At 55.5% G+C, this 22,755-nt stretch carries 25 protein-coding genes; 4 read left to right on the top strand and 21 right to left on the bottom strand.

The window, feature by feature from the left end; translation table 11 throughout:
* Positions 1 to 309 precede the first annotated feature (309 nt).
* The 5 genes from sufB to sufC are packed head-to-tail and all read right to left on the bottom strand — an operon-like array spanning position 310 to position 5,490.
* Complete coding sequence (sufB, locus tag ACFSO0_RS10770; RefSeq protein WP_376879871.1) at positions 310 to 1,707, bottom strand: Fe-S cluster assembly protein SufB; 1,398 nt, start codon at positions 1,705 to 1,707, stop codon at positions 310 to 312.
* A gap of 23 nt (positions 1,708 to 1,730) precedes the next feature.
* A complete protein-coding gene (gene sufU, locus ACFSO0_RS10775) occupies positions 1,731 to 2,168 on the bottom strand; it encodes a Fe-S cluster assembly sulfur transfer protein SufU (protein WP_376879874.1) in 438 nt (145 codons plus the stop codon).
* Positions 2,155 to 3,381 (bottom strand): cysteine desulfurase, encoded by a 1,227-nt coding sequence (locus tag ACFSO0_RS10780; protein WP_376879877.1) that lies wholly within the window; start codon positions 3,379 to 3,381, stop codon positions 2,155 to 2,157. The genes sufU and ACFSO0_RS10780 overlap by 14 nt, the downstream gene beginning before the upstream one ends.
* Positions 3,381 to 4,679 (bottom strand): Fe-S cluster assembly protein SufD, encoded by a 1,299-nt coding sequence (sufD, locus tag ACFSO0_RS10785; protein WP_376879879.1) that lies wholly within the window; start codon positions 4,677 to 4,679, stop codon positions 3,381 to 3,383. The genes ACFSO0_RS10780 and sufD overlap by 1 nt, the downstream gene beginning before the upstream one ends.
* 22 nt (positions 4,680 to 4,701) lie before the next feature.
* Entirely contained in the window at positions 4,702 to 5,490 is a 789-nt protein-coding gene (sufC, locus tag ACFSO0_RS10790) for a Fe-S cluster assembly ATPase SufC (RefSeq protein ID WP_376879882.1), read from the bottom strand.
* Between the two features lie 300 nt (positions 5,491 to 5,790).
* Here sufC and ACFSO0_RS10795 point away from each other — a divergent pair, with 300 nt between their 5' ends.
* Positions 5,791 to 6,552 (top strand): exodeoxyribonuclease III, encoded by a 762-nt coding sequence (locus ACFSO0_RS10795; protein ID WP_376879884.1) that lies wholly within the window; start codon positions 5,791 to 5,793, stop codon positions 6,550 to 6,552.
* A gap of 62 nt (positions 6,553 to 6,614) precedes the next feature.
* Here ACFSO0_RS10795 and pckA read toward each other — a convergent pair whose 3' ends face one another.
* From pckA to ACFSO0_RS10860, 13 genes are all read right to left on the bottom strand, one after another.
* Complete coding sequence (pckA, locus tag ACFSO0_RS10800) at positions 6,615 to 8,192, bottom strand: phosphoenolpyruvate carboxykinase (ATP) (protein ID WP_376879886.1); 1,578 nt, start codon at positions 8,190 to 8,192, stop codon at positions 6,615 to 6,617.
* A 379-nt stretch (positions 8,193 to 8,571) separates the two neighbouring features.
* Positions 8,572 to 9,717, bottom strand: a complete 1,146-nt coding sequence (locus ACFSO0_RS10805; protein ID WP_376879888.1) for a M20 peptidase aminoacylase family protein — start codon at positions 9,715 to 9,717, stop codon at positions 8,572 to 8,574.
* Positions 9,718 to 9,768: 51 nt separating this feature from the next.
* Entirely contained in the window at positions 9,769 to 10,110 is a 342-nt protein-coding gene (locus ACFSO0_RS10810; RefSeq protein ID WP_376879890.1) for an SCP-2 sterol transfer family protein, read from the bottom strand.
* A gap of 171 nt (positions 10,111 to 10,281) precedes the next feature.
* Entirely contained in the window at positions 10,282 to 10,674 is a 393-nt protein-coding gene (locus tag ACFSO0_RS10815) for a VOC family protein (protein ID WP_376879892.1), read from the bottom strand.
* Between the two features lie 28 nt (positions 10,675 to 10,702).
* Positions 10,703 to 11,137 carry a hypothetical protein gene (locus tag ACFSO0_RS10820; protein WP_376879895.1) on the bottom strand — a complete coding sequence of 145 codons (435 nt, stop codon included), beginning with the start codon at positions 11,135 to 11,137 and terminating at the stop codon, positions 10,703 to 10,705.
* A gap of 274 nt (positions 11,138 to 11,411) precedes the next feature.
* A complete protein-coding gene (gene gcvH / locus ACFSO0_RS10825) occupies positions 11,412 to 11,792 on the bottom strand; it encodes a glycine cleavage system protein GcvH (RefSeq protein WP_376879897.1) in 381 nt (126 codons plus the stop codon).
* Positions 11,793 to 11,850: 58 nt separating this feature from the next.
* On the bottom strand, positions 11,851 to 12,303 hold the full coding sequence (locus ACFSO0_RS10830; RefSeq protein ID WP_376879900.1) for a redoxin domain-containing protein: 453 nt from the start codon (positions 12,301 to 12,303) through the stop codon (positions 11,851 to 11,853).
* 79 nt (positions 12,304 to 12,382) lie between these two features.
* The gene (locus tag ACFSO0_RS10835) at positions 12,383 to 12,931 is read right to left on the bottom strand and encodes a peroxiredoxin (protein ID WP_376879902.1); all 549 of its coding nucleotides are present in this window, start codon (positions 12,929 to 12,931) and stop codon (positions 12,383 to 12,385) included.
* A gap of 166 nt (positions 12,932 to 13,097) precedes the next feature.
* Positions 13,098 to 14,288 carry an aminotransferase class I/II-fold pyridoxal phosphate-dependent enzyme gene (locus ACFSO0_RS10840; RefSeq protein ID WP_376879904.1) on the bottom strand — a complete coding sequence of 397 codons (1,191 nt, stop codon included), beginning with the start codon at positions 14,286 to 14,288 and terminating at the stop codon, positions 13,098 to 13,100.
* A gap of 1 nt (position 14,289) precedes the next feature.
* A complete protein-coding gene (locus ACFSO0_RS10845; protein ID WP_376879907.1) occupies positions 14,290 to 14,652 on the bottom strand; it encodes an arsenate reductase family protein in 363 nt (120 codons plus the stop codon).
* Between the two features lie 99 nt (positions 14,653 to 14,751).
* Positions 14,752 to 15,642, bottom strand: a complete 891-nt coding sequence (locus tag ACFSO0_RS10850) for a GNAT family N-acetyltransferase (protein WP_376879909.1) — start codon at positions 15,640 to 15,642, stop codon at positions 14,752 to 14,754.
* Positions 15,643 to 15,794: 152 nt separating this feature from the next.
* Positions 15,795 to 15,965: a hypothetical protein gene (locus tag ACFSO0_RS10855; RefSeq protein ID WP_376879911.1), complete on the bottom strand. Its 171-nt coding sequence runs from the start codon at positions 15,963 to 15,965 to the stop codon at positions 15,795 to 15,797.
* Positions 15,966 to 16,019: 54 nt separating this feature from the next.
* Positions 16,020 to 16,832 (bottom strand): DUF2797 domain-containing protein, encoded by an 813-nt coding sequence (locus tag ACFSO0_RS10860; protein WP_376879913.1) that lies wholly within the window; start codon positions 16,830 to 16,832, stop codon positions 16,020 to 16,022.
* A gap of 143 nt (positions 16,833 to 16,975) precedes the next feature.
* Here ACFSO0_RS10860 and ACFSO0_RS10865 point away from each other — a divergent pair, with 143 nt between their 5' ends.
* Positions 16,976 to 17,677 (top strand): polysaccharide deacetylase family protein, encoded by a 702-nt coding sequence (locus ACFSO0_RS10865; RefSeq protein WP_376879915.1) that lies wholly within the window; start codon positions 16,976 to 16,978, stop codon positions 17,675 to 17,677.
* A 184-nt stretch (positions 17,678 to 17,861) separates the two neighbouring features.
* Here the strand turns inward: ACFSO0_RS10865 and ACFSO0_RS10870 are convergent, their stop codons facing one another.
* Positions 17,862 to 18,593, bottom strand: coding sequence for an amino acid ABC transporter ATP-binding protein (locus tag ACFSO0_RS10870; protein ID WP_376879918.1), 732 nt, complete (start codon positions 18,591 to 18,593; stop codon positions 17,862 to 17,864).
* A gap of 162 nt (positions 18,594 to 18,755) precedes the next feature.
* Entirely contained in the window at positions 18,756 to 20,675 is a 1,920-nt protein-coding gene (locus ACFSO0_RS10875) for a heavy metal translocating P-type ATPase (RefSeq protein ID WP_376879920.1), read from the bottom strand.
* Between the two features lie 294 nt (positions 20,676 to 20,969).
* Between ACFSO0_RS10875 and sppA the strand changes: the two genes are divergently transcribed.
* Positions 20,970 to 21,935, top strand: a complete 966-nt coding sequence (sppA, locus tag ACFSO0_RS10880) for a signal peptide peptidase SppA (protein ID WP_376879922.1) — start codon at positions 20,970 to 20,972, stop codon at positions 21,933 to 21,935.
* A gap of 13 nt (positions 21,936 to 21,948) precedes the next feature.
* Complete coding sequence (locus ACFSO0_RS10885) at positions 21,949 to 22,431, top strand: RDD family protein (RefSeq protein WP_376879924.1); 483 nt, start codon at positions 21,949 to 21,951, stop codon at positions 22,429 to 22,431.
* A 76-nt stretch (positions 22,432 to 22,507) separates the two neighbouring features.
* Here ACFSO0_RS10885 and ACFSO0_RS10890 read toward each other — a convergent pair whose 3' ends face one another.
* Positions 22,508 to 22,648 carry a hypothetical protein gene (locus ACFSO0_RS10890; RefSeq protein WP_376879926.1) on the bottom strand — a complete coding sequence of 47 codons (141 nt, stop codon included), beginning with the start codon at positions 22,646 to 22,648 and terminating at the stop codon, positions 22,508 to 22,510.
* Between the last annotated feature and the right edge of the window lie 107 nt (positions 22,649 to 22,755).

Below are 22,755 nucleotides of genomic sequence, written 5' to 3' on the forward strand. Positions count from 1 at the left end.
GCACAAGTAAATACGCAGGCTTTGGAAAACCATTAACAACGTCCCGAAAGTTTTTTCTTTCCCCCGCGTGAAACAGACTTGCCCTCCCGTATTGGACTCGTGCGGGCAGCCTTTCGCTGCGTAGAAACCACTTGGCAAATGTTTCATCGGCGGTGTCACTTGCTGCGTGCGGCACACGCAAAAAAACCTTCAAGAGACACCCCACTCCCTGGCTGGTCGTGGGAAAGACTCTTGAAGGTTTCTCATGCAAACAAAAAATACGTGTCCGAGCGACTTGCTGCGGACACGTATTTACCTGTGACGCAAGAATTACCCGATAGAACCTTCCATCTCAAACTTGATGAGTCGATTCATCTCTACCGCGTACTCCATCGGCAGTTCTTTGGTGAACGGCTCGATGAAGCCCATGACGATCATCTCGGTCGCTTCCGCTTCGGTGAGGCCGCGGCTCATCAGGTAGAACAGCTGATCCTCGGACACTTTGGAGACCGTCGCTTCGTGCTCCAGCGTGATGTTGTCGTTCATGATCTCGTTGTACGGGATCGTGTCGGACGTGGACAGTTTGTCGAGAATGAGCGTGTCGCACTTGATGTTGGACTTGGAGCCTTCCGACTTGCGGCCAAACTGCGACAGTCCGCGGTAGGTTACTTTACCGCCGTCGCGGGAGATCGATTTGGAAATGATGGTCGATGTGCAATCCGGAGCCAGGTGGATCATTTTCGCGCCTGCGTCCTGATGCTGTCCTTTTCCTGCTACCGCGATGGAAAGAACAGTACCTTTGGCGCGAGGCCCTTTCATGATGACCGCCGGGTATTTCATCGTCAGCTTGGAGCCGATGTTGCCGTCGATCCATTCCATGTTCGCGTCTGCGTAAGCAACCGCGCGCTTCGTCACGAGGTTGTAGACGTTGTTGGACCAGTTCTGGATCGTCGTGTAACGGCAACGGGCGCGTTCTTTCACGATGATCTCTACAACCGCGGAGTGCAAGGAATCCGTGCTGTAGATCGGAGCGGTACAGCCTTCTACATAGTGAACAAAGGAATCTTCATCTGCAATAATCAGCGTGCGCTCGAACTGACCCATGTTCTCGGAGTTGATGCGGAAGTACGCTTGCAGCGGAGTGTCCACTTTTACGCCTTTTGGCACGTAAATGAAGGAACCGCCGGACCATACTGCCGAGTTCAGGGCTGCGAACTTGTTGTCTGCCGGAGGAATGACCGTCGCGAAGTATTCCTTCACGATGTCCGGGTACAGCTTCACTGCGGAATCCATGTCGCAGAACAGCACGCCCAGTTTTTCGAGGTCTTCCTGCATGTTGTGGTACACGACCTCGGACTCGTACTGGGCGGATACGCCTGCAAGGAACTTTTGCTCCGCTTCCGGAATCCCCAGTTTGTCGAACGTCGCCTTGATTTCTTCTGGCACCTCATCCCAGCTGCGCCCTTGCTTTTCGGACGGCTTCACGTAGTAGGTGATGCTGTCGAAGTCGAGGGAATCCAGATCGCCGCCCCATTTTGGCATTGGGAGGCTGTTGAAAATGTCCAGTGCTTTCAAACGGAATTCCAGCATCCAGGCTGGCTCGTCCTTGATCCGCGAAATTTCTTCGACGATTTCGCGAGTCAGGCCCTTTTTCGTACGGAACACGGACACGTCCTTGTCGCGGAAGCCGTACTGGTAATCCTGTAATTCAGGGGCTTTTTTCGCCATCGTTGCTCACTCCTTTATGATTGCTATTCCTGCCCGGCCTGTTTGATGCCTTGCTCCAGCGCCTTCCAGGCAAGCGTCGCGCATTTGATGCGGGCCGGGAACTTCGCCACGCCGGACAGCGCCTCGATGTCCCCGAGGTCGATAGATTCGTCGATCTCCTTGCCCTGCATCAATTCGGAAAACTTGTGGGCCAAATCCAGCGCTTCTTCCACTGTTTTGCCCTTGACCGCATCTGTCATCATCGATGCGGAGGACATGCTGATCGAGCAGCCATCGCCCAGGAATCTCGCGTCTTGCACCTTGCCCTCTGCCACTTTCAGGGAGAGCGAGATGCTGTCGCCACAGGTCGGATTGTTCAAATTGACTATGAGTCCGTCGGATTCGTCCAGTTTCCCGCGGTTGCGGGGCTTCTGGTAGTGATCCATAATGACGCGGCGGTATAAATCATCAAGAGAAGACATTGCCGAAAAACTCCTTCGCCTTCTTCAATCCTTCCGCCAGCGCATCAACGTCTTCTTCTGTATTGTACAGGTAGAAACTTGCCCGTGCGGTAGCCGTGCAATTCAACCAGCGCATCAGCGGCTGCGCGCAGTGATGTCCGGCACGGACTGCGATTCCATAGCTGTCGAGTACCGTCGCCAGGTCATGCGGATGCACCGTATCCAGATTGAAGGTTATTAAACTGCTGCGGTCCTGCGTCGGGCCGTAAATCGTCAAGCCTTCGATCTCGCGCATTTGCTCGATCGCGTATTTCACGAGCTGCTTTTCATGGCGCTCGATGTTGTCCATGCCGATCTCGTTCAAAAAGTCGATCGCGGCTCCGAGCCCGATCGCGCCGGCGATGATCGGAGTACCGCCTTCAAACTTCCAGGGCAGCTCCTTCCAGGTGGACTCGTACAGGTCCACGTAGTCGATCATCTCGCCGCCGAATTCCATCGGCTCTACCCGCTCCAGCACCTCGCGCTTGCCGTACAGCACGCCGACGCCGGTCGGGCCGGCCATCTTGTGCGCGGAAAACGCATAAAAATCGCAATCCAGATCCTGGACGTCGATTTTTTTGTGCGGGGCTCCCTGTGCTCCGTCTACCAGCAGCAGGGCGCCATGCTCATGGGCGATTTTTGCGATTTCCTTGATCGGAGTAGTATCCCCCAGGACGTTGGAAATATGGTGAATCGCCACGAGCTTGGTGTTGTCCGTAATCGTCGCCCTCACCGCTTCCAGCGTCACGGTGCCGTCCTCGGCCAGCGGAATGAACTTGAAGGTAGCTCCGGTCGCCTTGGCTGCCTGCTGCCACGGGATGAAATTGGCATGGTGCTCCACGATGGTCGTCACGATCTCATCGCCCGGTTTGAGGTACGTACGGGCATAGCCGTACGCCACGGTATTGATCGCCGACGTCGTCCCGCGGGTAAACACGACTTCAGCCGCTTCCCGCGCATTGATAAACGCGCGAACTTTCTCCCGCGCGCCCTCATACGCATCCGTCGCCATGTTACCCAACGTGTGCACGCCGCGGTGGACGTTGGAGTTGAATGCCTTGTAGTATTTATCCATCGCCTCCATTACCGGAATCGGCTTTTGGGAGGTCGCTCCATTGTCGAGATAGACCAGCGGATGTCCGTTGATCTGTTGGTGCAGGATAGGAAAATATTGCCGAAGCTCCTTGGCGTTCATTAGCCTAACTTCCTTTCAAGCGCTTGGCGGAGCCTGTTCTTCACTTCTTCTACCGGGATCTGGGACACAACCGGATCGAGGAAGCCCAGGATAATCAGACGTTCCGCACTTTCACGGGTAATACCGCGAGACATCAGGTAGTAGAGCGACTCTTCGCTGAAACGTCCGACAGATGCGGCGTGACCTGCTTTGACGTCGTCCTCGTCGATCAAAAGAATCGGGTTGGCGTCTCCGCGGGCTTTGTCGCTCAGCATCAGGATGTTCTCTGCCTGTACACCGTTCGCTTTCGTAGCGCCTTTTTCGATTTTCGTGATACCGTTCAAAATGCTGACCGCTTCCCCCGTCATGACGGCCTTGCTCACCATGTCAGACTCGGAGTGCGTACCGATGTGCTGCACCTGCGAAGTCAGGTTTTGGCGTTGGGAGCCTGTTCCGACAGAGATGGATTTGGTCTCGGCAACGGAGCCTGTGCCTTGGAGGATCGTCGTGTTGTTGGCAACGGTGTTTCCGTCGTTCATCTCACCCAGAATCCATTCCATTTTGCCGTCACGGTCTACGGTAGCCCGGCGGAAGCTGTAGTCGTGCACCTCTGCGGACAGGGAGCGCACGGAAGCTACCTGCACGGATGCGCCAGGGCCTACGAATACTTCCACGACGCTGCTGGCTACCATGTTTTTGCCTTCGCCGGACACGAATGTATCTACGTAAATCACTTTGCTGTTCGCTTCTGCCACGATCAACACGTGCGGAGAGAGGAGCGCATGGTCGCCGGCTACTTCAAAGACAGCTTGCAGCGGCACTTCCACTTCCACGTTTTTCGGCACGTAGAGGAACACACCGCCGTTGACAGTCGCTGCATGCAGAGCCGTCAGCTTGTGCTCGTCAAAGGCAACGACTTTCCCTGCGTATTTTTGCACGAGATCGCCATGCTCCGCCAGTGCTTTGGCAAACGGGGCAAAGATGACTCCCTTGCTCTTCAGGTCTTCGGAGACGGCTTCAAAAACAGCAGTCGCGTTTTTTTGCACCAACAGGTTTTTCACGCTGTCGACGTCGATTTGCGCCTTGACCAGTTCGTCAAGCTCGCCTGCTGTCGCCGCTTTGGCTCCGGTCAGGAACGGATCGTATTCCGTCGTGTTCCATTTATCGATTTTCGTTTTCTCCAAAACGGGCAGTTGCAGCTCTCCCGCCGCCTTCAGGCCGGCGAGGCGCTTTTCCAGGAACCAGGCAGGCTCCTGATTCGCTTTGGAGTACTCGGTGATCGCTTCAGCATCGAAGCGGAGCTGTACATCCACACTCATTTCACTGCTGCCTCCTTCTTTCCTACACGTTGGCGTTTACGGTTTCATCCTCGATGCCGAGCTCTTCCTTGATCCAGTCATAGCCTTCTGCCTCGAGGCGTTCAGCCAGCTCTGGACCACCGGACTTCACGATACGGCCCTGCATCATGACGTGTACGAAGTCAGGCTTCACATAGTTCAGCAAGCGCTGGTAGTGGGTGATGATCAAAAAGCCGCGGTCAGCGGAGCGCATTTCATTGACGCCGTTCGCAACGACTTTCAGCGCGTCGATGTCGAGACCGGAGTCGATCTCGTCCAGGATACAGAAGGTTGGCTCGAGAAGCATCATTTGCAGAATCTCGTTGCGCTTTTTCTCACCGCCGGAGAAGCCTTCGTTCAGGTAGCGGTGGGAGAACGATTCATCCATTTCCAGGATGCTCATTTTCTTGTCCATCTCGCGGATGAACTTCATCAGGGAGATTTCGTTGCCTTCGCCGCGGCGGGCGTTGATGGCGGAACGCAGGAAGTCGGAGTTGGTCACGCCGCTGATTTCGGACGGATATTGCATGGCGAGGAACAGACCGGCGCGGGCGCGTTCGTCTACTTCCATTTCCAGCAGGTTTTCGCCGTTAAGGATGACTTCGCCTTCGGTTACCTCGTATTTTGGATGACCCATCAGCGTGGAAGCCAGCGTGGATTTACCCGTTCCGTTCGGGCCCATGATCGCATGAACTTCGCCGCCCTTGATTTCCAGATTCATGCCTTTGAGGATTTCTTTGTCCTCGATCTTGGCGCGAAGGTTTTTTATTTGCAAATGCGGTACTGCTGTCATCTGAATTCCCTCCATAAACGTCAGAAGTGAGTGGGTTGATTCTCAATCCATTCTCAATACCCATCTTATAATAAGAATAATTATAAATCAAGGAATAGAACATATCTGTAATTTTTAAATCATTATATTTAGAAAGTCACCATTTGGCGACACCCAAACTCCACCCCCTCACCATTGGAACATTTTTCCCTGCCCTTGTTCAAGAAATACTCGGACTGAAAAGAAATGTAGCCTGGCCCCGATATGATAGGATAGAGGAAACGGCATCTGCCAAATCGTTGCAAGGAGACACAGCTGACAATGAAACTGGTATCGTGGAATGTAAACGGGCTTCGAGCTTGCGTCGCCAAAGGCTTTACCGACTATTTTGCAAAGGTGGATGCGGATATTTTCTGCGTTCAGGAAACCAAGCTGCAGGAAGGGCAGTTCACGGCGGATTGGGCCGGCGAATACGAGCAGTACTGGAACTACGCCATCAAAAAAGGCTACTCCGGCACCGCCGTCTTCACAAAAGTCAAGCCGCTGTCCGTGCGCTACGGCCTCGAGGAAAATCACGAGCCTGAAGGCCGGGTGATTACACTCGAATTTTCGTCCTTTTTCCTCGTGAACGTGTATACCCCAAATGCCAAGCGCGACCTTTCCCGGCTGGACTACCGTCTGGAGTGGGAGGACCGGTTCCGCCGCTACCTCCTGGAGCTGGACGCGAAAAAGCCGGTGATCGTCTGCGGAGACCTGAACGTCGCCCATCAGGAAATCGACCTCAAAAACGCCAGGTCGAACCGCAGCAACTCCGGCTTCACCCAGGAGGAGCGGGACAAGATGACCCAGCTGCTCCAATCCGGCTTTCTTGACACGTTCCGCTACTTCTATCCCGAGCAAAAGGACGCCTACACCTGGTGGTCTTACATGCCCAACGTACGGGAGCGGAACATCGGCTGGCGCATCGACTACTTCCTGGCCTCGCAAAGACTGGCTCCTTTTTTGGTTGACGCGCAAATCGACGCAAAAATAACAGGCAGCGATCACTGTCCCATCATTTTGGAAACAGCTGAGATTACCTGAAAAAGCACAGGAAAAAACGGTCAGACGTCGTGTGTCTAACCGTTTTTTCTTCTTCGATCGCTTTACGCTTTTGGACCTGCTTGCGCAATCTCGGTCGCATTCGGGAAGTTTTTCTGGAAGTTCTCGATGAAACGGGAAGCCAGGTCTGCCGCCTGTTTGTCGTAGTCTTCCTTGTTTGCCCACGTATTGCGCGGTTGCAGGACTTCAGCCGGCACGTTCGGGCAAGTCGTCGGCACTTTCACGCCGAAAGTCGCGTCTGTGACGTATTCCACTTTTTCCAGATCGCCATTCAGCGCTGCCGTCACCATCGCACGGGTGTAACTCAGTTTCATGCGGCTGCCGACGCCGACGGGTCCACCTGTCCACCCGGTGTTGACGAGGTAGACTTGCACGTCGCGCTCGTCGATCTTTTTACCCAGCATTTCTGCGTACACCACTGGATGCAGCGGCAGGAACGGTGCTCCGAAGCAGGTGGAGAATTCAGTTTGCGGAGCGGTGACGCCGCGCTCGGTGCCCGCCATTTTGCTGGTGTAGCCGGACAGGAAGTGGTACATCGCCTGTTCCTTGGTCAGCTTGGAGATCGGAGGCAGCACCCCGAACGAGTCCGCCGTCAGGAACACGATCACATTCGGCTGTGCGGCCACGCCTGGAATCACGGCGCCGGAAATCATTTCTACCGGGTAGGCGGCACGGGTGTTTTCCGTGTATTTATCGCTGTCGTAATTTGCTTTGCGCGTTTCTTCGTCAATATCTACGTTTTCCAGAACCGTACCGAACCGGATGGCGTTCCAGATTTGCGGTTCGCCTTCTTCGGACAGCTTGATGCATTTGGCGTAGCAGCCGCCTTCGATGTTGAACACCCCGTCATCGGACCAGCCGTGCTCGTCGTCGCCGATCAGGAAGCGGTTCGGGTCGGCGGACAAGGTCGTTTTGCCTGTACCGGACAGACCGAAGAACAGCGCCACATCGCCGTCTTTGCCGACGTTGGCGGAGCAGTGCATGGACAGGACGCCTTGCTCCGGCAGCAGGAAGTTCATGACGCTGAAGATCGATTTTTTCATTTCTCCGGCATATTCGGTACCGCCGATCAGCACGGTTTTGTGCTCGAAGCTAACCACGATGAACGTCTCGGAGTTGGTGCCATGCACTTCCGGGTTCGCCTTGAAGGTCGGCGCATACACGACCGTGAACTGTGCTTCGTGGCTGGCGAGCTCCTCTTCTGTCGGACGGATGAACAGCTGACGGGCAAACAGGTTGTGCCAAGCGTATTCGTTTACGACGCGGATCGGCAAACGGTAGGTCGGGTCCGCGCCGGCAAAGCCGTCAAACACAAACAGCTCTTTGTCTTGCAGGTAATCGAGCACATCTTGCTGCAAGCGCAGGAAGTGTTCAGTGGAGATCGGCTGGTTGACAGGACCCCAGTTGATTTTATCGTGTACGGAAGTTTCGTCCACCACAAATTTGTCTTTTGGCGAACGGCCAGTAAACTTGCCTGTCAGCGCATTGAGCGCCCCTTTGTCGGTCAAAATCCCCTCGCCACGCTGTACTGCCATTTCGATGAGCTTCGCAACAGGCAGGTTGTGATGGACCTTTGCTGCTCCCAGAATGTCAGCAAGCTGATGCACGATTTTGGTTTCCATGTGTGAACGATCTCCTTCCCAATTGTATATCCGTTATTGCGACTTTCTCTCTGTCGTTCATTTTGTCGTTCAATTTGTAATTAGTATATCACATTTACCGAAATAAGCTACATAATTTTAGGACCGCATTTGGAGAATGTGTGAATAACGGTTATGAGTAGTTTTCCCGAGCCATCCGCTTTCCTTCCCCCATGCTTGTACACGGTGGCAGTAAATTGCTGGCACAGGCAGCGAAACACTGAAATGCTGTGTGATGGAAGCGTCGACCTCCAGTATATAGAATATGGGAGCCAAGCACCAGCGTTTGGTCATTCTTCCGGCAGGCAAAGCATAAAAAACCCGGCACCAGATGCGGTGCCAGGCTTGCCTGCTTCCTGCGCTATGCGAGATGCTCGAAAGTTTTGACGACCACGCGCGCCAAAATTTCCACGCCGTTGGCCAGCGCCCCCTGATCGAATCGCATGTGCGGATGGTGCAGTCCAGGAGACAGGTCGCAGCCGAGCGCCAGCATCGTGGCCTTGATCTGCGGACGCTCCACGGTGTAAAAATGGAAGTCCTCGGCACCCGGGCTGACCGGAGCCGGGCGCAAATTTTCCTCGCCGAGCACGTCGACGATTGCCTGCTCCATCAGCCGTTTGGCCTCCTCGTTGACTTCCGCCGCTACCATGCGGGAGCCTTCCTGGACGTCGATCGTTGCTCCGAAAGAAAGGGCAGCTCCCTCGATCACCCGGCGCACCCGCGCAATCAGCTCATCCATCGCCTGATTCGTCTGCGCCCGCAAGTCGAGGGCGAAACGCGCCTTGTCCGGGATGATGTTGTAGCTTTCCCCGCCCGCCTGGAGCATGGTCATTTTCACGGTCGCCGGAACGGTAGGGTCGATATGTATCTGACTGATGCCCGTAATGATCGCATTCGCTACCTCGATGGCATTGATGCCAAGATGCGGCCGCGCGCCGTGGGCAGACACTCCCGTTATTTCTCCGTACATGAACATGGCCGCGCCATTGTAGATCGCCGGACCGGCATGACCGCCCTTCATCTCCTGAACAGGCCGCAGATGAACCCCGTACAGGAAATCGATGTCGTCCACGACGCCTTTTTCTATGAGCTTCAGAGCGCCTGTCCCCTTCTCCTCCGCAGGCTGGAACAAAATCTTCACCTTGCCCGGAGGCTGGTAGCCCGATGCGATCAGCGATTCCACTGCTTCCACGACCAGCGTCATGTGGGCATCATGTCCGCAAGAGTGATTGGCCCGCCACTCTCCGTCCACTTCTTGCCACAGCGCGTCGATGTCGGTGCGCAAGCCCACCACCGGCTTGCCTTCTCCCCATTCCGCCACCAGGCCGGTGCAATCGTCAAAGGTCGTGACCGTAAGTCCCAGTGATCGCATCCGCTCCTCCAAATAGCACGTCGTCTCTACTTCCTTCCAGCTGATCTCCGGATTTTCATGCAAATGACGGAATGTTTCGGCAATAGATGCCTCGCGCGCGGTCACGGCCTGCTTCAAAGAAATGGTTACAGACATAGGCTCCTCCTCGATTGTCGTTTCTTTCCATTATACCACAAAGTCTTCCGCTCACTTGCTGGTCAGCCGCAAGATCGCATCCAGCTTCAGTTGATCGCGCACCGTACCGGAAAACCGCACCTGCTGTTTGGCGCTCAAATACTGCAGCTCGTCGCCCGCAAGCAGCATGCGGATCAGCTTCTCGCGGCCGTGCAGCACCAAATCGGCGGACTGCTCCTCCCGCCACTCTCCCCACGAAGCGCTCCCTTGCGAAAACGTCAGCTGCCACCGCAGCTTCGTATCCACCGCGACAATGCCGACCCGCTTTTCCCAACCGACCGTCAGAAACCTTATGTGCGGCCTTCTCTGCAACCGCTCCGCCACCTCTGCCAGCAACCTGCCAATCCCGATCACGCTCGCTCACCCCTTTTCTGTAGTTTGGGTTCGCGGATCGGCAGGTCGAATCCTTTGACGAGGGATAGGAGGCACTGTCGTGTTCTGTCAGGAGGGAGTTGTTTTTCTCGACACAAACAAAAAAACTCCTGCCCATCCGAGCAGAAGCTCCTTTCCGCATCAATCCGTTTTCTATTCGTCAAACTCGTCCTTATCCAGCCGCACTTCGAGATGGTGGCCGTCCGGCGTCTCAAAATAGAGATTAAAGCTGGTCGGACGCGCGATGGGGCCGCGGTAGCAAATGTTTTCCGCTTCCAGCTTGTCGACCAGGTAGTCCAGTTCCGCACGGCTCGTTACGGAAAAAGCCAGGTGATCAATCTGGCCCACTCCTCCCTTGCCTTCCTCCCCGCCGTATGGATGGAGACCGATCCGTGTGTATGTGCCGATTTGAAAGTAGACAGGCGCTCCTTCCACTATATTCTCTTCCGGGATGGGAACTTCCAAAATGTCTTTAAAAAAATGAGCTACCTTCACGACATCGCTGCAGTTCATTGCGATGTGATGAACGCCTTTCAAATGAAACATGCACACTGCCTCCCACGTCAACTTACAGTCACGCGCTTTTCTGCGACATTTGCTTTCTCTTGTTGTACTGCTTCAGCCGCTCGCTCAACCTTCTCAAACGGAGCATCAAGGCCTCGCGCCATTCCTCGTCCTGCAATTCCCTGGCGACGCCGAGCAGATCCAGCGAAATATCAATCTGCTGCTTGAGGACGTCGGCGAAGCTGGCCGCTTCATCCGTCATGGTACAATTCTCAAACAACTCGGATGTATTGTCAACACTCACAAAATCAGCAAAATCCACTTCCGGAGCCTGATCTCCCTGAGCATATTCTACTAGAATTTCATACTCTCCCTCAATAGCGGGATGGACTTCGATTCTGTCACATACAGGACAAAACATGATGGGGACATTGTGCACCAGCGTTTTATAATGACGGACAGAACCTACCGATCCTACCATTCCGGCACCGCAGCAATAACTCATGTAGTCTCCCTCCCTTTCGCCAAACAATCCTGCGTTTGGTCGACACTCTTGTCTGTATGAGCATTGTAGCGTACGATCCACAAAACTCTCTACCCGCAAATCATACCAATCCATTGATGGGAAAGGAATGGTTCCCCTATTGTACCTGATTTTCGACGGATTGACCACCACTTTCTGACTAGTTTGAAAATTTTCCCTTTCCTGCCTGAAGCTTCGTCCGCGCAAAAAGAAAAAGCCGAGCGATTGCAGCGCCGCCCGGCTTCTTTCCGCTTTCCTATTCTTTTACCATTGCTTCGTATTTGTCAGCATCCAGCAGCTTATCCAGTTCAGCCGCGTCCGCCATCTCGACTACGATCATCCAGGCTTTCTCATAAGGCGAGGAGTTGACCAGCTCTGGTGCATCCTCCAGTTCCTTGTTTACTTCTACTACTTTGCCGGATACAGGGGCGTACAGCTCGGAAACCGTTTTTACGGATTCCACGCTGCCAAACGGCTCATCTTGCTTGATCGTCGTGCCTACTTCAGGCAGTTCCACAAACACGATGTCACCCAGCTCGGATTGAGCAAAAGCAGTAATTCCGACGTAAGCCTTGTCTCCTTCTACACGTACCCACTCATGCTCTTCACTGTAACGTAGATCTTTCGGGAATTCCATCGTTTTCGTATCCTCCTATCAGGTGCATTCCGTACCCCATACTTATTTGACGAACATTCTAGGATTCCTCTTCGATCCCCAAAATTCTGTACAGGCGTTTTTTCACCAGGTTCAGCCCCTTCTCTCCCGCCTGGAAATGACGCAGCTGCAGGTTCTCGTCAAACAAGTAAAAGGCTGGCACATACTCATTTTGAAATGCATCAACGGTTTTCATCTCGTTGTCGATCGCGATAGGATGGGTCAGGTTGTGTTCGACAATCGTCTGTTTGATGGTTTCAATATCCATATCTTTTTCCGAACGAGGCATGTGAATACCGACAACTTTCAATCCGTTGGCCGCATATTTGTCCCGCCACTCGTTCAGGCTTGGCATGGACTCCTTGCACATGTAGCAGCTGACGGACCAGAAATGGACCAGCACCGGGCTTCCCGCCAGATCCGCTTTGGTCACCTTGCCGTTCACCCATTCGGTAATCCCCGGAAAATCAGGCAATTCTTCGCGCAAACGCATCCTCGAACACCCCTGGTTTCAGATTATAAAAAAGGGCCTAACCATGTTAGACCCTTTCCTTTTCAGCTGTGGCCAAAAATTACTTCGCAGTCAGTTGAGCTTGTCCCGGACGCCAGTTAGCCGGGCACAGACCACCGGATTGCAGAGCTTGCAGCACGCGCAGAGTCTCGTCAGTGGAACGTCCGATGTTCAGGTCGGTGACCACTTGATATCTCAGGACGCCTTCCGGATCGATGATGAACAGACCGCGGTATGCTTGACCGCCTTCTTCATCCAGCACGCCGTAGTCGCGAGCAGTTGTTTTGTTGAAGTCTGCAGCCAGCGGGAAGTTCAGGCCGCCCAGACCGTTTTGGTCGCGAGGAGTGTTGATCCACGCGCGGTGGGAGTGGATGGAGTCAGTGGACACACCCAGAATTTCCGCATCCAGGTCTTTGAATTCTTCGTAAGCATCGCTCAAAGCGATGATTTCCGTCGGGCAAACGAAGGTAAAGTCGAGTGGATAGAAGAACAGTACCAACCATTTTCCGCTATAGTCGGACAGGGATACTTTACCGAAGTCTTTACCGTTGCCCAGAGCTGTTTCCAGTGTGAATTCTGGAGCTTTGTTTCCTACGAGACGTTGAGCCATTATATGAAACCTCCTTCAGGAATATGTTCTTGCTTCCGTAAACAATGATAGCAACTCTCTACTTTATAGTCAATACAATATAGGAATAATTTCAACCTGTTATTCCTTTTCAATTACAGGCGCTCCTCTATTCAACACAAGATAGAATGACCAGGGCTCCCCTGATTTATACATACTCCTGCCTGCGTCGGAGAATGCCGGACTGGGCAATGGACTGCGCGGCCTGCTTCAGTACGTCGGGGGGCTGTACGAGGGCGATGCGGACGTAGCCTTCCCCTTCGGCTCCGAACGCGCTGCCGGGGATGACGACCACGCCTGCCTCATCCAGCAGGGCAAAGGCAAATTCGCGGGATGTCCAGCCCTGCGGCACTTTGGCCCAGACGAACATGGTCGCTTTCGGCGGCTCGATCTCCCAACCTGCTTCGGCGAGGGCAGAGAGCAAAACATCGCGCCGCTCCTGGTAGATCGGCCCCACAGCCTGCGAGCCGCCAGAAAGCCGGTCAGCCCGCAGTGCCTCGACAGCCATTTGCTGGACGGGCAAAAAGACGCCGTAATCGACGTTGGACTTCACGACGGCAAGCGGTCGAATGATTTCCGCATTCCCTACCACATAGGCAATCCGGCAGCCCGCCATGTTGAAGCTTTTGGAAAAGGAGTTGAATTCGATCCCTACTTCCTTCGCCCCGGCCGCCTGCAGGAAGCTCGGCGGCTTGTAGCCGTCAAAAGCCATCTCCGAGTACGCCAGGTCATGCACCACAATGATGTCGTGGCGTTTGGCGAACGCGACCACCTGCTCGAAAAAGTCGAGCGTCGCGACAGCGGAGACCGGGTTGTTCGGGTAGTTCAGGATCATGAACTTCGCCCGATCGGCCACATCATCGGGGATCGCCGACAGATCGGGGAGAAAGCCGTTTTCCTGGCGCAGCGGCATGAAATACGGAACAGCCCCGGCAAGATGCACGCTGCCGGCGTAGATCGGATAGCCGGGATCGGGCACCAGCACCGTATCTCCCGGGTCCGTCCACGCGAGTGCAAAGTGCGCCAGGCCATCCTGCGAGCCCATCAAGGAATGAACCTCTGTGTCAGGGGCAAGCTCCACACCAAAGCGGAACTGATACCAGCGGGCGACTTCTTCGCGAAAAGCCGCCGTTCCTTCGCTCAAGGCATAGCCAAACGCCCCCGGCTGCCGGACCGCGTTCACGAGCGTCTCCAGCAGGTGCGGATCGGGCGCCTGATCCGGGCTGCCGATGGACAGATCGTAGACTTTCCTCGTTTTTGCCGCTTCGCGTTTGCGCGAGGCCATCTCCGAAAAAATCGCGGCCGACAGATGCTCCAGTCGTTTGGATGGCTGACGCATGCTATTGACCTCCCCACGCTTTTTGCAGCTCGTCTGCCTTGAAGCCGAGCGTCACCTTCGCCTCATCCGTGATGAGAGGACGCTTGATCAGCTTGCCGTTGGATGCCAGCAGGTCGAGCATTTCTTCGTCAGTCATGCCGGGCAGCTTGTCCTTTAGCCCGAGCTCCCGGTACTGCACGCCGCTGACGTTGAAAAACTTGCGCAGATCGAGCCCGCTCGCCTGCCAGATGCGGCGCAGCTCCTCTCTGGACGGCGGAGTGTCGACAATCGGGATTTCCTCGAATGGCACTCCTTCCTCCACAAGCCACTTTTTCGCTTTGCGGCACGTGTCGCATTTGTTGTACAAATAGGCCTTGATCGTCATTGCGAAGGTCACCTCGGTTATGTAGTTTGCTGCTTGCTTGTTTTTTCCTTACCGTAAGCATACCATTGCGCTCGTCCTCTGCGCACCCTGTCCGTCCGATTAAAATGCCGCCGTCATCGGCATCCGCAGCATACCCTGCTCCAGCTCCTGCCCCAAAAGCCCGCGTACCATCAGCTTGCCCGTCCCCTCATATGGGAGCGGAGTAAAAGACAGTTCTGCAAACTGGTCAGGGCAAAAGTGCAGCACCGCCCGCGCAAAAGGCTCCCGGATTTCCTCGCACAGCTTCGCCCAAGACGGCAGCCGCTTGCCGATGATGTCGTACAGATGCAGCGTCTGCTCTTCTACCGCAAATACGAGAATCGCATCCAGCCGCTCGGAATAATAGACGTTCTGCTGAAAAGAAGGACTGTACATGTGCAGAAAGAAGGACGACTCGTAGCCGACGGGAGCAAATGTCTGCGAAAGAGGCTCCTGTCCGGCGAAGCATTTCCGGATCAGCTGCACGTCCTGCTCTGCCGAAAAATCGATTCGACGAAGCCACCCGTGCGGATTGCCGGGGTGTATCCAATCGGCCGCAAAGGAATACTGCGGGACCGTCCGAAATCCGAACGGTATGTACAGCTCCGGCGTCTCCGTGAACAGCCAGGCGGTGGAAAACTGCCGATCTGCATCCGCCAGCATGCGCTCGCACAGCCTGCGCATCAGTCCCCTCTTGCGGTAGTCGGGGTGTGTCATCACTGACTGGATGCCAGCCGCCTGAACCCTTTGCCCGGCGCACTGCAGCTCGAGTGTGAAGCGGGAAGCATTCGCCACGGCCCGAGTGCCGTCAAACCACGTATACGGCCAATACGTCGGGTCCCAAAACCCTCGGGAATAAAAGTCGCGCAGATCGTCAGCCGGAATGCCAAACACCTTCTCAAACAGCGGGTACAGCGCCTCCCGCTTGTCCCCTTCCGCTGAATAGCCGTTTGCATAAATGAATTCGTTCATTCGCCCTCCACACCCTTCGTTATCTCTACACCGTTGTTCCATTCCGTTCTTTCTATCCCTGTCATTCTTACTATAAAAGAATGCAAAAAACGACAGCCTTCTGTCATCTCCGGCTGCCGTTTCTGAGTGATCATTTTCGCTGCTCTTGCGGCCTACAAATCCTGCGCCTCTTCTGCCTTGTTCGCTGGAGGATTGACCTGCCACGTTTGTTCAAGCGGCGAAAAAGGCACTCCCAACTGGCTGCAGCTTTGCGCCGCCTCTCCCGCCGCTTCAGCCAGCGTCCCGGTCAGAGGCTCCGTATATTCAATATGCTCATCCTTCACTGGCCATCTCTCCTCATTCGCCTGTTTGTTTCAGTGTGAGGAGTTTTCACCGCTTTATGCGGAGGGAGTTGCTGTAATCTGCACCTGGTAGCCGGCGTGCTTGCGGGCATGGAACACGCCGTTGTCGAAGATCAAATATTGCGCCTTGGCCCCGATCAGACGCCCGCCCAGCTTTTCTTCCTTGTCCAGCGTCCTGGAATTGATCTTGTCCAAAGTCTCCAGCAACGGATACGTAATCTCGACCCACTCATCCTCCCGGTACTGGAACGGCTTGAACTCTTCCGGAAAATGGCTGTACACCTCGTCACGCATGGCGAGCAAGTCGATCTCCCGGACGTCGCCCTTGAGCATTTTGCGCCAGTTGGTCTTGTCCGGCAAATACTGGCTCAAGTGAAATTCCAGCTGGCCTGCCATGCGCCGCGTCGGCACTTCTGCAATCGGAATGGCCCGGATCGCCCCTTGGTCCACCCAGCGTTTGAGCTGGTTGTGCTTGCGCGTCAGCCCTACCTTCATATCACTGGAAACGGCCAGGTAGACATAGTGGGGAATCATGCAGTGCGTTTCGCCGAAGCTCTCGTCCCGGCAGGTTCCCTGGTCAAAATGACATTCGTGCGGCTTGACGATGCACAGGTCATTTTCCGGCAGCTTGGTAAAACAGGGGTAGCAGTACCCGCTGTTAAACGTCTTGTTCGTTTTGCGCCCGCAGGCGATGCAGTTTTTTCCCCCCAAAAACGCTATCGTCAATTGCCCGCCCAGCCACTCGTTCAGCGGCATGCGCTCCTCGCCGATGTGCAAGTAATAGTCGACGGGCTTGTCTTTCCCGTGGTACTCGTGCACAAGTCCATGTAAAATACCGCGGAGTTCCACCTGATTCTCTCCTCTCCTATGTACGGTTCATTTATTCTACCATATCAGATTTGTTTTGCTGACCAGCTGTTTTCTTTTGGCAGCATGTTTTCCCCACGGGGAGCGAACCTTAATGACAGACGACAACGAAGGAGGCGAGCGTCATGCGCCGCAGTGCGTTATACGTCTGTCTCATCGCCTGCCTTCTCGGCTGGAGCGTTTTGCCTGCGCGGGCGAATTCACCGACACCGTCCTACGAACCGATCCACCGGATAGACACGCAGAAAAAAGTCGTAGCGCTTACGTTCGATGACGGCCCCGATGCGATCTATACCCCGAAAATATTAGAGGTGCTGCATCGAAACCAGGTACTCGCCACCTTTTTTGTGCTTGGCTCCCAGGTGGACAAGCATCCCCGCGTGATGCAATGGATTTACAAGGCCGGCCACGAGATCGGCAATCACGGCTACCATCACGGGGACCTGAGCAAACTGACCGAGCATGAAGTGTACGAAGACATCAAGCGAGGCGAGCGTTCGATCCTGAAGACGACCGGTGTCCTCGCCCAGTATTACCGTCCTCCTGGCGGCGTCATGACGCACGATGTCATGAATGCCGTGCAGTCGTGCGGCTACGATATCATCCACTGGTCGGTCGACCCGAGAGACTGGTCGCTCGCCCGCACCGCTTCTGTCATCGCCAGAAGCGTGAAGAAAAGCGTCGCTCCCGGAGATATTATCCTGTTTCACGACGGCGGACTAAATCAACGGCAGACCGTCGCCGCCCTGCAGGAGCTGATTACGGATTTGCGCTCCCAAGGCTACCGCTTCGTCACGGTCAGCCAGCTGCTGGACGCGGCGAAGTGAGCGAAAAAGCACCGGCGCTGACGTTGCCGGGACTGCTCCATGCCCTGCGAACAAGGGCCAGTCCCGCTGCCAAAGCGCCTGGTGCTTTTTTGGCGTCGATCTGCTTTCACTGTTTGCTGCTAGTTCACCGATACGGCTCCGGTCTTTTGCCTCGCTCTCCGGCTGCCCAAAATCAAAGGAGCGATCATTTCATCTGCACTTTCCCCAAAAATGCGCGCAGCCGTTCGTTTTGCGTGCCTTCAAAGATTTCCTCCGGCTTTCCGTCGGCCACAATGACCCCTTGGTCCATGAAAATGACGCGATCTCCCACCTCACGGGCAAATCCCATCTCATGCGTTACGACGATCATCGTCATCCCTTCCTTGGCGAGGTCCTTCATGACGGCCAGCACCTCCCCTACCAGTTCCGGGTCCAGCGCAGAAGTCGGCTCGTCAAACAGCATGACTTTCGGATTCATCGCCAGCGCACGGGCAATCGCCACCCGTTGCATTTGCCCGCCGGACAGACGATCCGGATAGACATCCGCCTTGTCCTGCAGACCTACCTTTTTTAACAGCTCGAGACCACGGCTCCGCGCCTGCTCCGGGGAAATTTTGCGCACCTTCACGGGAGCCAGCATCACGTTTTCCAGCACCGTTTTGTGCGGAAACAGATTAAAGCGCTGGAAGACCATGCCTACGTCTTCCCGCACTTTATTAATATCGACTTTCGGGTTGGACAAATCGTGCCCGTTGATGACGATGCGTCCGCTCGTCATTTCTTCCAGCTGATTGAGACAGCGCAAAAAGGTGCTTTTTCCCGAGCCCGATGGCCCGATGACACAGACCACTTCCCGCTCGGCCACCTGTGTCGTAATGCCTTTTAACACCTGCAGCTGCCCGTAGTTTTTTTTCAGATCCGTCACTTGAATAATCATGTTTGCGCCCCCTGTTTCCTTCTATACTGTTTCATCTGTGTTTATAGTTTACATGAATAGTTGAAAGATTGCATGAACTTTAGACGAGGATTCCAGCAAAAAGCCGGGGCTGTGCTCGTAATCGCCCCGGCTGTTGTTTTGATCGACTTTCCATTCCCCGGTTCAACCTTTGGATGCCCCGAGATCGCAAACGCCTTTGCTGCACGTACAGGAATCGCAGGCCGAAATCGTCGGCGGCGTCATCCTCTTCGCCCGGTCGCCACGCGACAAATAGTGGATCAGCCGCGCGGAATTGAGCACCACCAGCACCGAAGTCGCATTGTGCACAAAAGCCCCGCCGACCGGACCTAAGATGCCCGCCATCGCGAGAAGGATGGCAGCCGCGTTGATGACGCTGGATACAATCAAGTTCTCCCGAATGACCTGGAGCGCTTTGCGGCCCAGTTTCACCGCATCTGCCACTTTGGAAATGTCATCGGTCATGATGACGATGTCCGCCGCTTCGGCAGCGATCTGGGTACCGCCTGCCCCCATGGCGATGCCTACATGAGCAGAGGTGAGAGCAGGCGCATCATTGATGCCGTCTCCGACCATCCCGACGACCAGACCGCGCGCCCGATACTCTTCCACGCGCTGGTATTTGGCTTCCGGGAACTGTTCCGCAAAGACCGTGGTCACGCCGGCCTGGCGGGCAATCGTTCCTGCTGCCCCTTTGTTGTCTCCCGTCAGCATCGCGATCTCTCCCACACCGTACAGGCGCAGCCGCCCGACTGTCTCGCGCGACTCCATCCGCACGCGGTCTGCCAGCGACACCATGCCGATCAGTTGTCCTTCACTCGCTACGAATACCGCGGTCTGCCCTGCCTTTTCCTGTTCTTCCTGCAGCTGATGCAGCTCCTTGGTGGAGACGCCCATGTCAGCGAAAAAGCGGCGGTTGCCGACGAGCACTTCCCGTCCTGCCACCCTTCCCGAGACACCGTTGCCCGGATGGACCAGGAACGACTCTACCTGTGGCAGTTCGAGGCGCTGCCGCTCGCTCGCCGCGACGATCGCCTGCGCCAGCGGATGCTCCGAATGGCGCTCCAGGGCCGCAGCCAGGCGCAGCACTTCTTCCTGCTTCCAGCTGTGCAGACGAGCGACGCCGGTCACTTGCAGCTTGCCTTCCGTGAGCGTACCAGTCTTGTCGAACAGCAGCGCGTTGACCAGCCCAATCTGCTCCAGCGCCACACCGCTTTTTATCAAAATGCCGTGCTTGGCGGCGCTGCCGATCCCCGCCATGATCGCGGTCGGTGTAGCGAGGACGAGCGCACAAGGGCAAAAGACGATGAGAATGGTCACGGCACGCACGAGGTCGCCGGTAAACAAATACATCAGCACGGCCAAGGTGAGACTGCTCGGAACGATCCACGCCGCCCATTTGTCCAGCAGGCGCTGTACCGGGGCCTTGCGCTCCATCGCTTCCGCCACGAGTCTCGTCACTTTGGCAAACGTCGTCTCCTCGCCTACGCGCTCGGCCACAACCTCGATCGAGCCGTTCGTATTGAGCGTGCCCATAAACACTTCGTCACCCGCGCGTTTTTCCACCGGCAGCGATTCCCCGGTAAGCGCCGCCTGGTTGACAGCCGCCTGCCCGCTTTCCACGATTCCGTCCACAGGCACCTTCTCGCCCGGCTTCACCAGGATGACATCGCCACAAGCGACCTGCTCCAGGGCGACTTCCACCCAATCCCCCTGCCGTTTGACCCGTGCTGTCTGCGGCACCATCTGTACCATATCCTCCAGCGCGGAAGCCGCCTTGGCTACCGTCCGCTGCTCCAGCCACATGCCGAGCATCATGATGAGTGCCACTTCCCCGGCTGCAAAAATTTCTCCGACGAAGACCGCCGCGATAATGGCGATCGTCACCAGCAAGTCGCTGTTGATGATCCGCTCGGCGAACAGCTCCTTCACGGCCGTCCACGCGATCGGCACTCCGCACAGCAATACCGCCAGCCATGCGGCATCCACCCCTCCAATCTCCCCGTACAGCCAACTGCAAAGCAACCCTGCTCCCGAAACGATCATTGCCGCTTTTTGCCACATACGTTCCATCCCCTTTTCTATCGGCATTTTTGACAATCCAGCACGCTTGTTGAGAAAGAGAATCAGATTTATTTCCTCCGTAAAAACAGTGGAAGCTGCTGCCCGAGGGCAACAGCATCCTAATTGATAATGATTATTCCTATCTTTACCTTGGTGAATTTTTTTGCGCAGAGGAAATAAATTTATAATTATTCTAATTTCGTCCGTTGATTTCGTCAATCCCTTTTTTTCCAACCTCTGCGCGATGCGTAACTCCGGCACTCCTGGCTCATGCTAAGGAGCGAGGTGGTTCTCATGCAACGTCATAAATGGATTGCCTTGATCGTCGTCCTCGTGGTGTTCGGAGCAGGGCTCGCTGTAGAGCTGCTCTCGGCACGCTACGACGAGCTGGCGGAAAGTCCCGCTTTTTCCTGGGAGGAAACCGTCGTCTCCGGCTACGGTTCGGGCAAGATCGTCCAGCTTTTCGTCAACGGCGTCATCTCCGGAGAGCCGAATGCCACAGGGATGCCTTCCATGAGCGAGCTGCTCGCGGAGCAGCTGCGCCGTGTGGAAGAGGATGAGAGCGTCAAGGCACTGGTGCTGCGGATCAACAGCCCGGGCGGCGAGGTCGTGGCGACTGATGAGCTGCACTCCCGCCTGCTACGCCTGAAACAGGTGCGCCACATCCCGATCGTCGTCAGCATGGGCTCGACGGCAGCTTCCGGCGGCTACTATCTGGCGACTGCGGGAGACGTCATTTTCGCCAATCCCAATACGCTGACCGGCAGTCTCGGCGTCATCTTCAATCTGGTCAACTACAGCGATGCGGCAAACAAACTAGGCGTGCATCAATTTTCGATCAAAAGCGGGCGGTTCAAGGACATTGGCAGCCCTGCGCGCCCTCTGACTGAGCCGGAGCGGCAAATCTTTCAGACGCTCGTCAACGAGAGCTACAACAAGTTCGTCGATGTGATCGTGGACGGCCGCAATCTGTCTCGCCAGCGGGTGCTGGAAATCGCTGATGGCCGTGTGTATTCCGGCGAGCAGGCGAAACGGCTCGGTCTGATCGACCAATTCGGTGACCTGGAGGAGGCGACCCGCCATGCCCTCACCCTCACCGGGCTGTCTGAAGCCACCGTCGTCCGCTACACAGACCAGCTATCTCTAAGCAAGATGCTGTTTACTTTGAAGCAGCACTGGGCGAATCCCGATCCGCTGGGACTCAATCGCGTACTGGAGCGGCAAAGCTCTCCGCAGCTGCTGTACCAGTTCATGCCATGACAGGAGGTGCCTTATGACCGACCATACCTTTTCCCCTTCTTCCCAGGAATCAGCCCGCTTCGCGCAAGACGCCTCTTTCGTCCGCTACGCCGGCTTCTGGATTCGCGTGGCGGCGACACTGCTGGACTCGCTCTTTCTCGTCGGAGTCAGCATGCTGGTCTTCAACCCGCTGCGGCGGGCGTGGGGAACCATGGATGCCGTCTTTTCCGTCGTCGACCTGCTGGAAATCATCTTTGACCTGCTGTACATCATTTTGTTGACGTGGTGGACCGGGAAGACGCTGGGCAAAACCATCGTGGGCATCCGCGTGGTCAACGCCCGCCAGTCGCGTGGCAATCTGACTTTCGGACAAGTCTTTCTGCGCGAATTCATCGGCAAGTTTCTGTCCTCCCTGCCTTTTCTTCTCGGGTACATGTGGGCGGGCTGGAATGCACGCAAGCAAGGCTGGCACGATCTGCTCGCCAAAACGTACGTCATTCGCGAACGCCGGGCGTAGATGCAATCAGGCGAAACTGCGCAAAGAAAAACCCTCCTGCGGCAACTGTCGGCACAGGAGGATTTTCGCGTACGGTCTATTGCGCGGTTGCTTCGGTCGCAGCTGGAGCAGGCGGCGGTGTCGGGCTGTCATCGGAAAAGAACGGGATAATCACCAGACTGATGACGAAAAACAGAATCCACACGATACCCCGCTTGAAAACGGACGGAGTAAGCATCGGGTCAACCCCTTCCAAACTTCTGCCTCTTTATTCATACGCTTCCCACCCCTGCGCCCGTTTATTCTTTTCCCCATTTTTCGGCAACATTTTTTAGGAGCGCAAAA

Source organism: Brevibacillus sp. GCM10020057, assembly GCF_042683565.1.
Taxonomy (GTDB): Bacteria; Bacillota; Bacilli; order Brevibacillales; family Brevibacillaceae; genus Brevibacillus.

Excerpts from the sequence above, each read along its gene's own strand:
- sufB (WP_376879871.1), bottom strand. The coding sequence starts at position 1,707 with ATGGCGAAAAAAGCCCCTGAATTACAGGATTACCAGTACGGCTTCCGC.
- sufU (WP_376879874.1), bottom strand. The coding sequence starts at position 2,168 with ATGTCTTCTCTTGATGATTTATACCGCCGCGTCATTATGGATCACTAC.
- ACFSO0_RS10780 (WP_376879877.1), bottom strand. The coding sequence starts at position 3,381 with ATGAACGCCAAGGAGCTTCGGCAATATTTTCCTATCCTGCACCAACAG.
- sufD (WP_376879879.1), bottom strand. The coding sequence starts at position 4,679 with ATGAGTGTGGATGTACAGCTCCGCTTCGATGCTGAAGCGATCACCGAG.
- sufC (WP_376879882.1), bottom strand. The coding sequence starts at position 5,490 with ATGACAGCAGTACCGCATTTGCAAATAAAAAACCTTCGCGCCAAGATC.
- ACFSO0_RS10795 (WP_376879884.1), top strand. The coding sequence starts at position 5,791 with ATGAAACTGGTATCGTGGAATGTAAACGGGCTTCGAGCTTGCGTCGCC.
- pckA (WP_376879886.1), bottom strand. The coding sequence starts at position 8,192 with ATGGAAACCAAAATCGTGCATCAGCTTGCTGACATTCTGGGAGCAGCA.
- ACFSO0_RS10805 (WP_376879888.1), bottom strand. The coding sequence starts at position 9,717 with ATGTCTGTAACCATTTCTTTGAAGCAGGCCGTGACCGCGCGCGAGGCA.
- ACFSO0_RS10815 (WP_376879892.1), bottom strand. The coding sequence starts at position 10,674 with ATGTTTCATTTGAAAGGCGTTCATCACATCGCAATGAACTGCAGCGAT.
- ACFSO0_RS10820 (WP_376879895.1), bottom strand. The coding sequence starts at position 11,137 with ATGAGTTATTGCTGCGGTGCCGGAATGGTAGGATCGGTAGGTTCTGTC.
- gcvH (WP_376879897.1), bottom strand. The coding sequence starts at position 11,792 with ATGGAATTCCCGAAAGATCTACGTTACAGTGAAGAGCATGAGTGGGTA.
- ACFSO0_RS10830 (WP_376879900.1), bottom strand. The coding sequence starts at position 12,303 with ATGCGTTTGCGCGAAGAATTGCCTGATTTTCCGGGGATTACCGAATGG.
- ACFSO0_RS10835 (WP_376879902.1), bottom strand. The coding sequence starts at position 12,931 with ATGGCTCAACGTCTCGTAGGAAACAAAGCTCCAGAATTCACACTGGAA.
- ACFSO0_RS10840 (WP_376879904.1), bottom strand. The coding sequence starts at position 14,288 with ATGCGTCAGCCATCCAAACGACTGGAGCATCTGTCGGCCGCGATTTTT.
- ACFSO0_RS10845 (WP_376879907.1), bottom strand. The coding sequence starts at position 14,652 with ATGACGATCAAGGCCTATTTGTACAACAAATGCGACACGTGCCGCAAA.
- ACFSO0_RS10850 (WP_376879909.1), bottom strand. The coding sequence starts at position 15,642 with ATGAACGAATTCATTTATGCAAACGGCTATTCAGCGGAAGGGGACAAG.
- ACFSO0_RS10865 (WP_376879915.1), top strand. The coding sequence starts at position 16,976 with ATGCGCCGCAGTGCGTTATACGTCTGTCTCATCGCCTGCCTTCTCGGC.
- ACFSO0_RS10870 (WP_376879918.1), bottom strand. The coding sequence starts at position 18,593 with ATGATTATTCAAGTGACGGATCTGAAAAAAAACTACGGGCAGCTGCAG.
- ACFSO0_RS10875 (WP_376879920.1), bottom strand. The coding sequence starts at position 20,675 with ATGTGGCAAAAAGCGGCAATGATCGTTTCGGGAGCAGGGTTGCTTTGC.
- sppA (WP_376879922.1), top strand. The coding sequence starts at position 20,970 with ATGCAACGTCATAAATGGATTGCCTTGATCGTCGTCCTCGTGGTGTTC.
- ACFSO0_RS10885 (WP_376879924.1), top strand. The coding sequence starts at position 21,949 with ATGACCGACCATACCTTTTCCCCTTCTTCCCAGGAATCAGCCCGCTTC.
- ACFSO0_RS10890 (WP_376879926.1), bottom strand. The coding sequence starts at position 22,648 with ATGCTTACTCCGTCCGTTTTCAAGCGGGGTATCGTGTGGATTCTGTTT.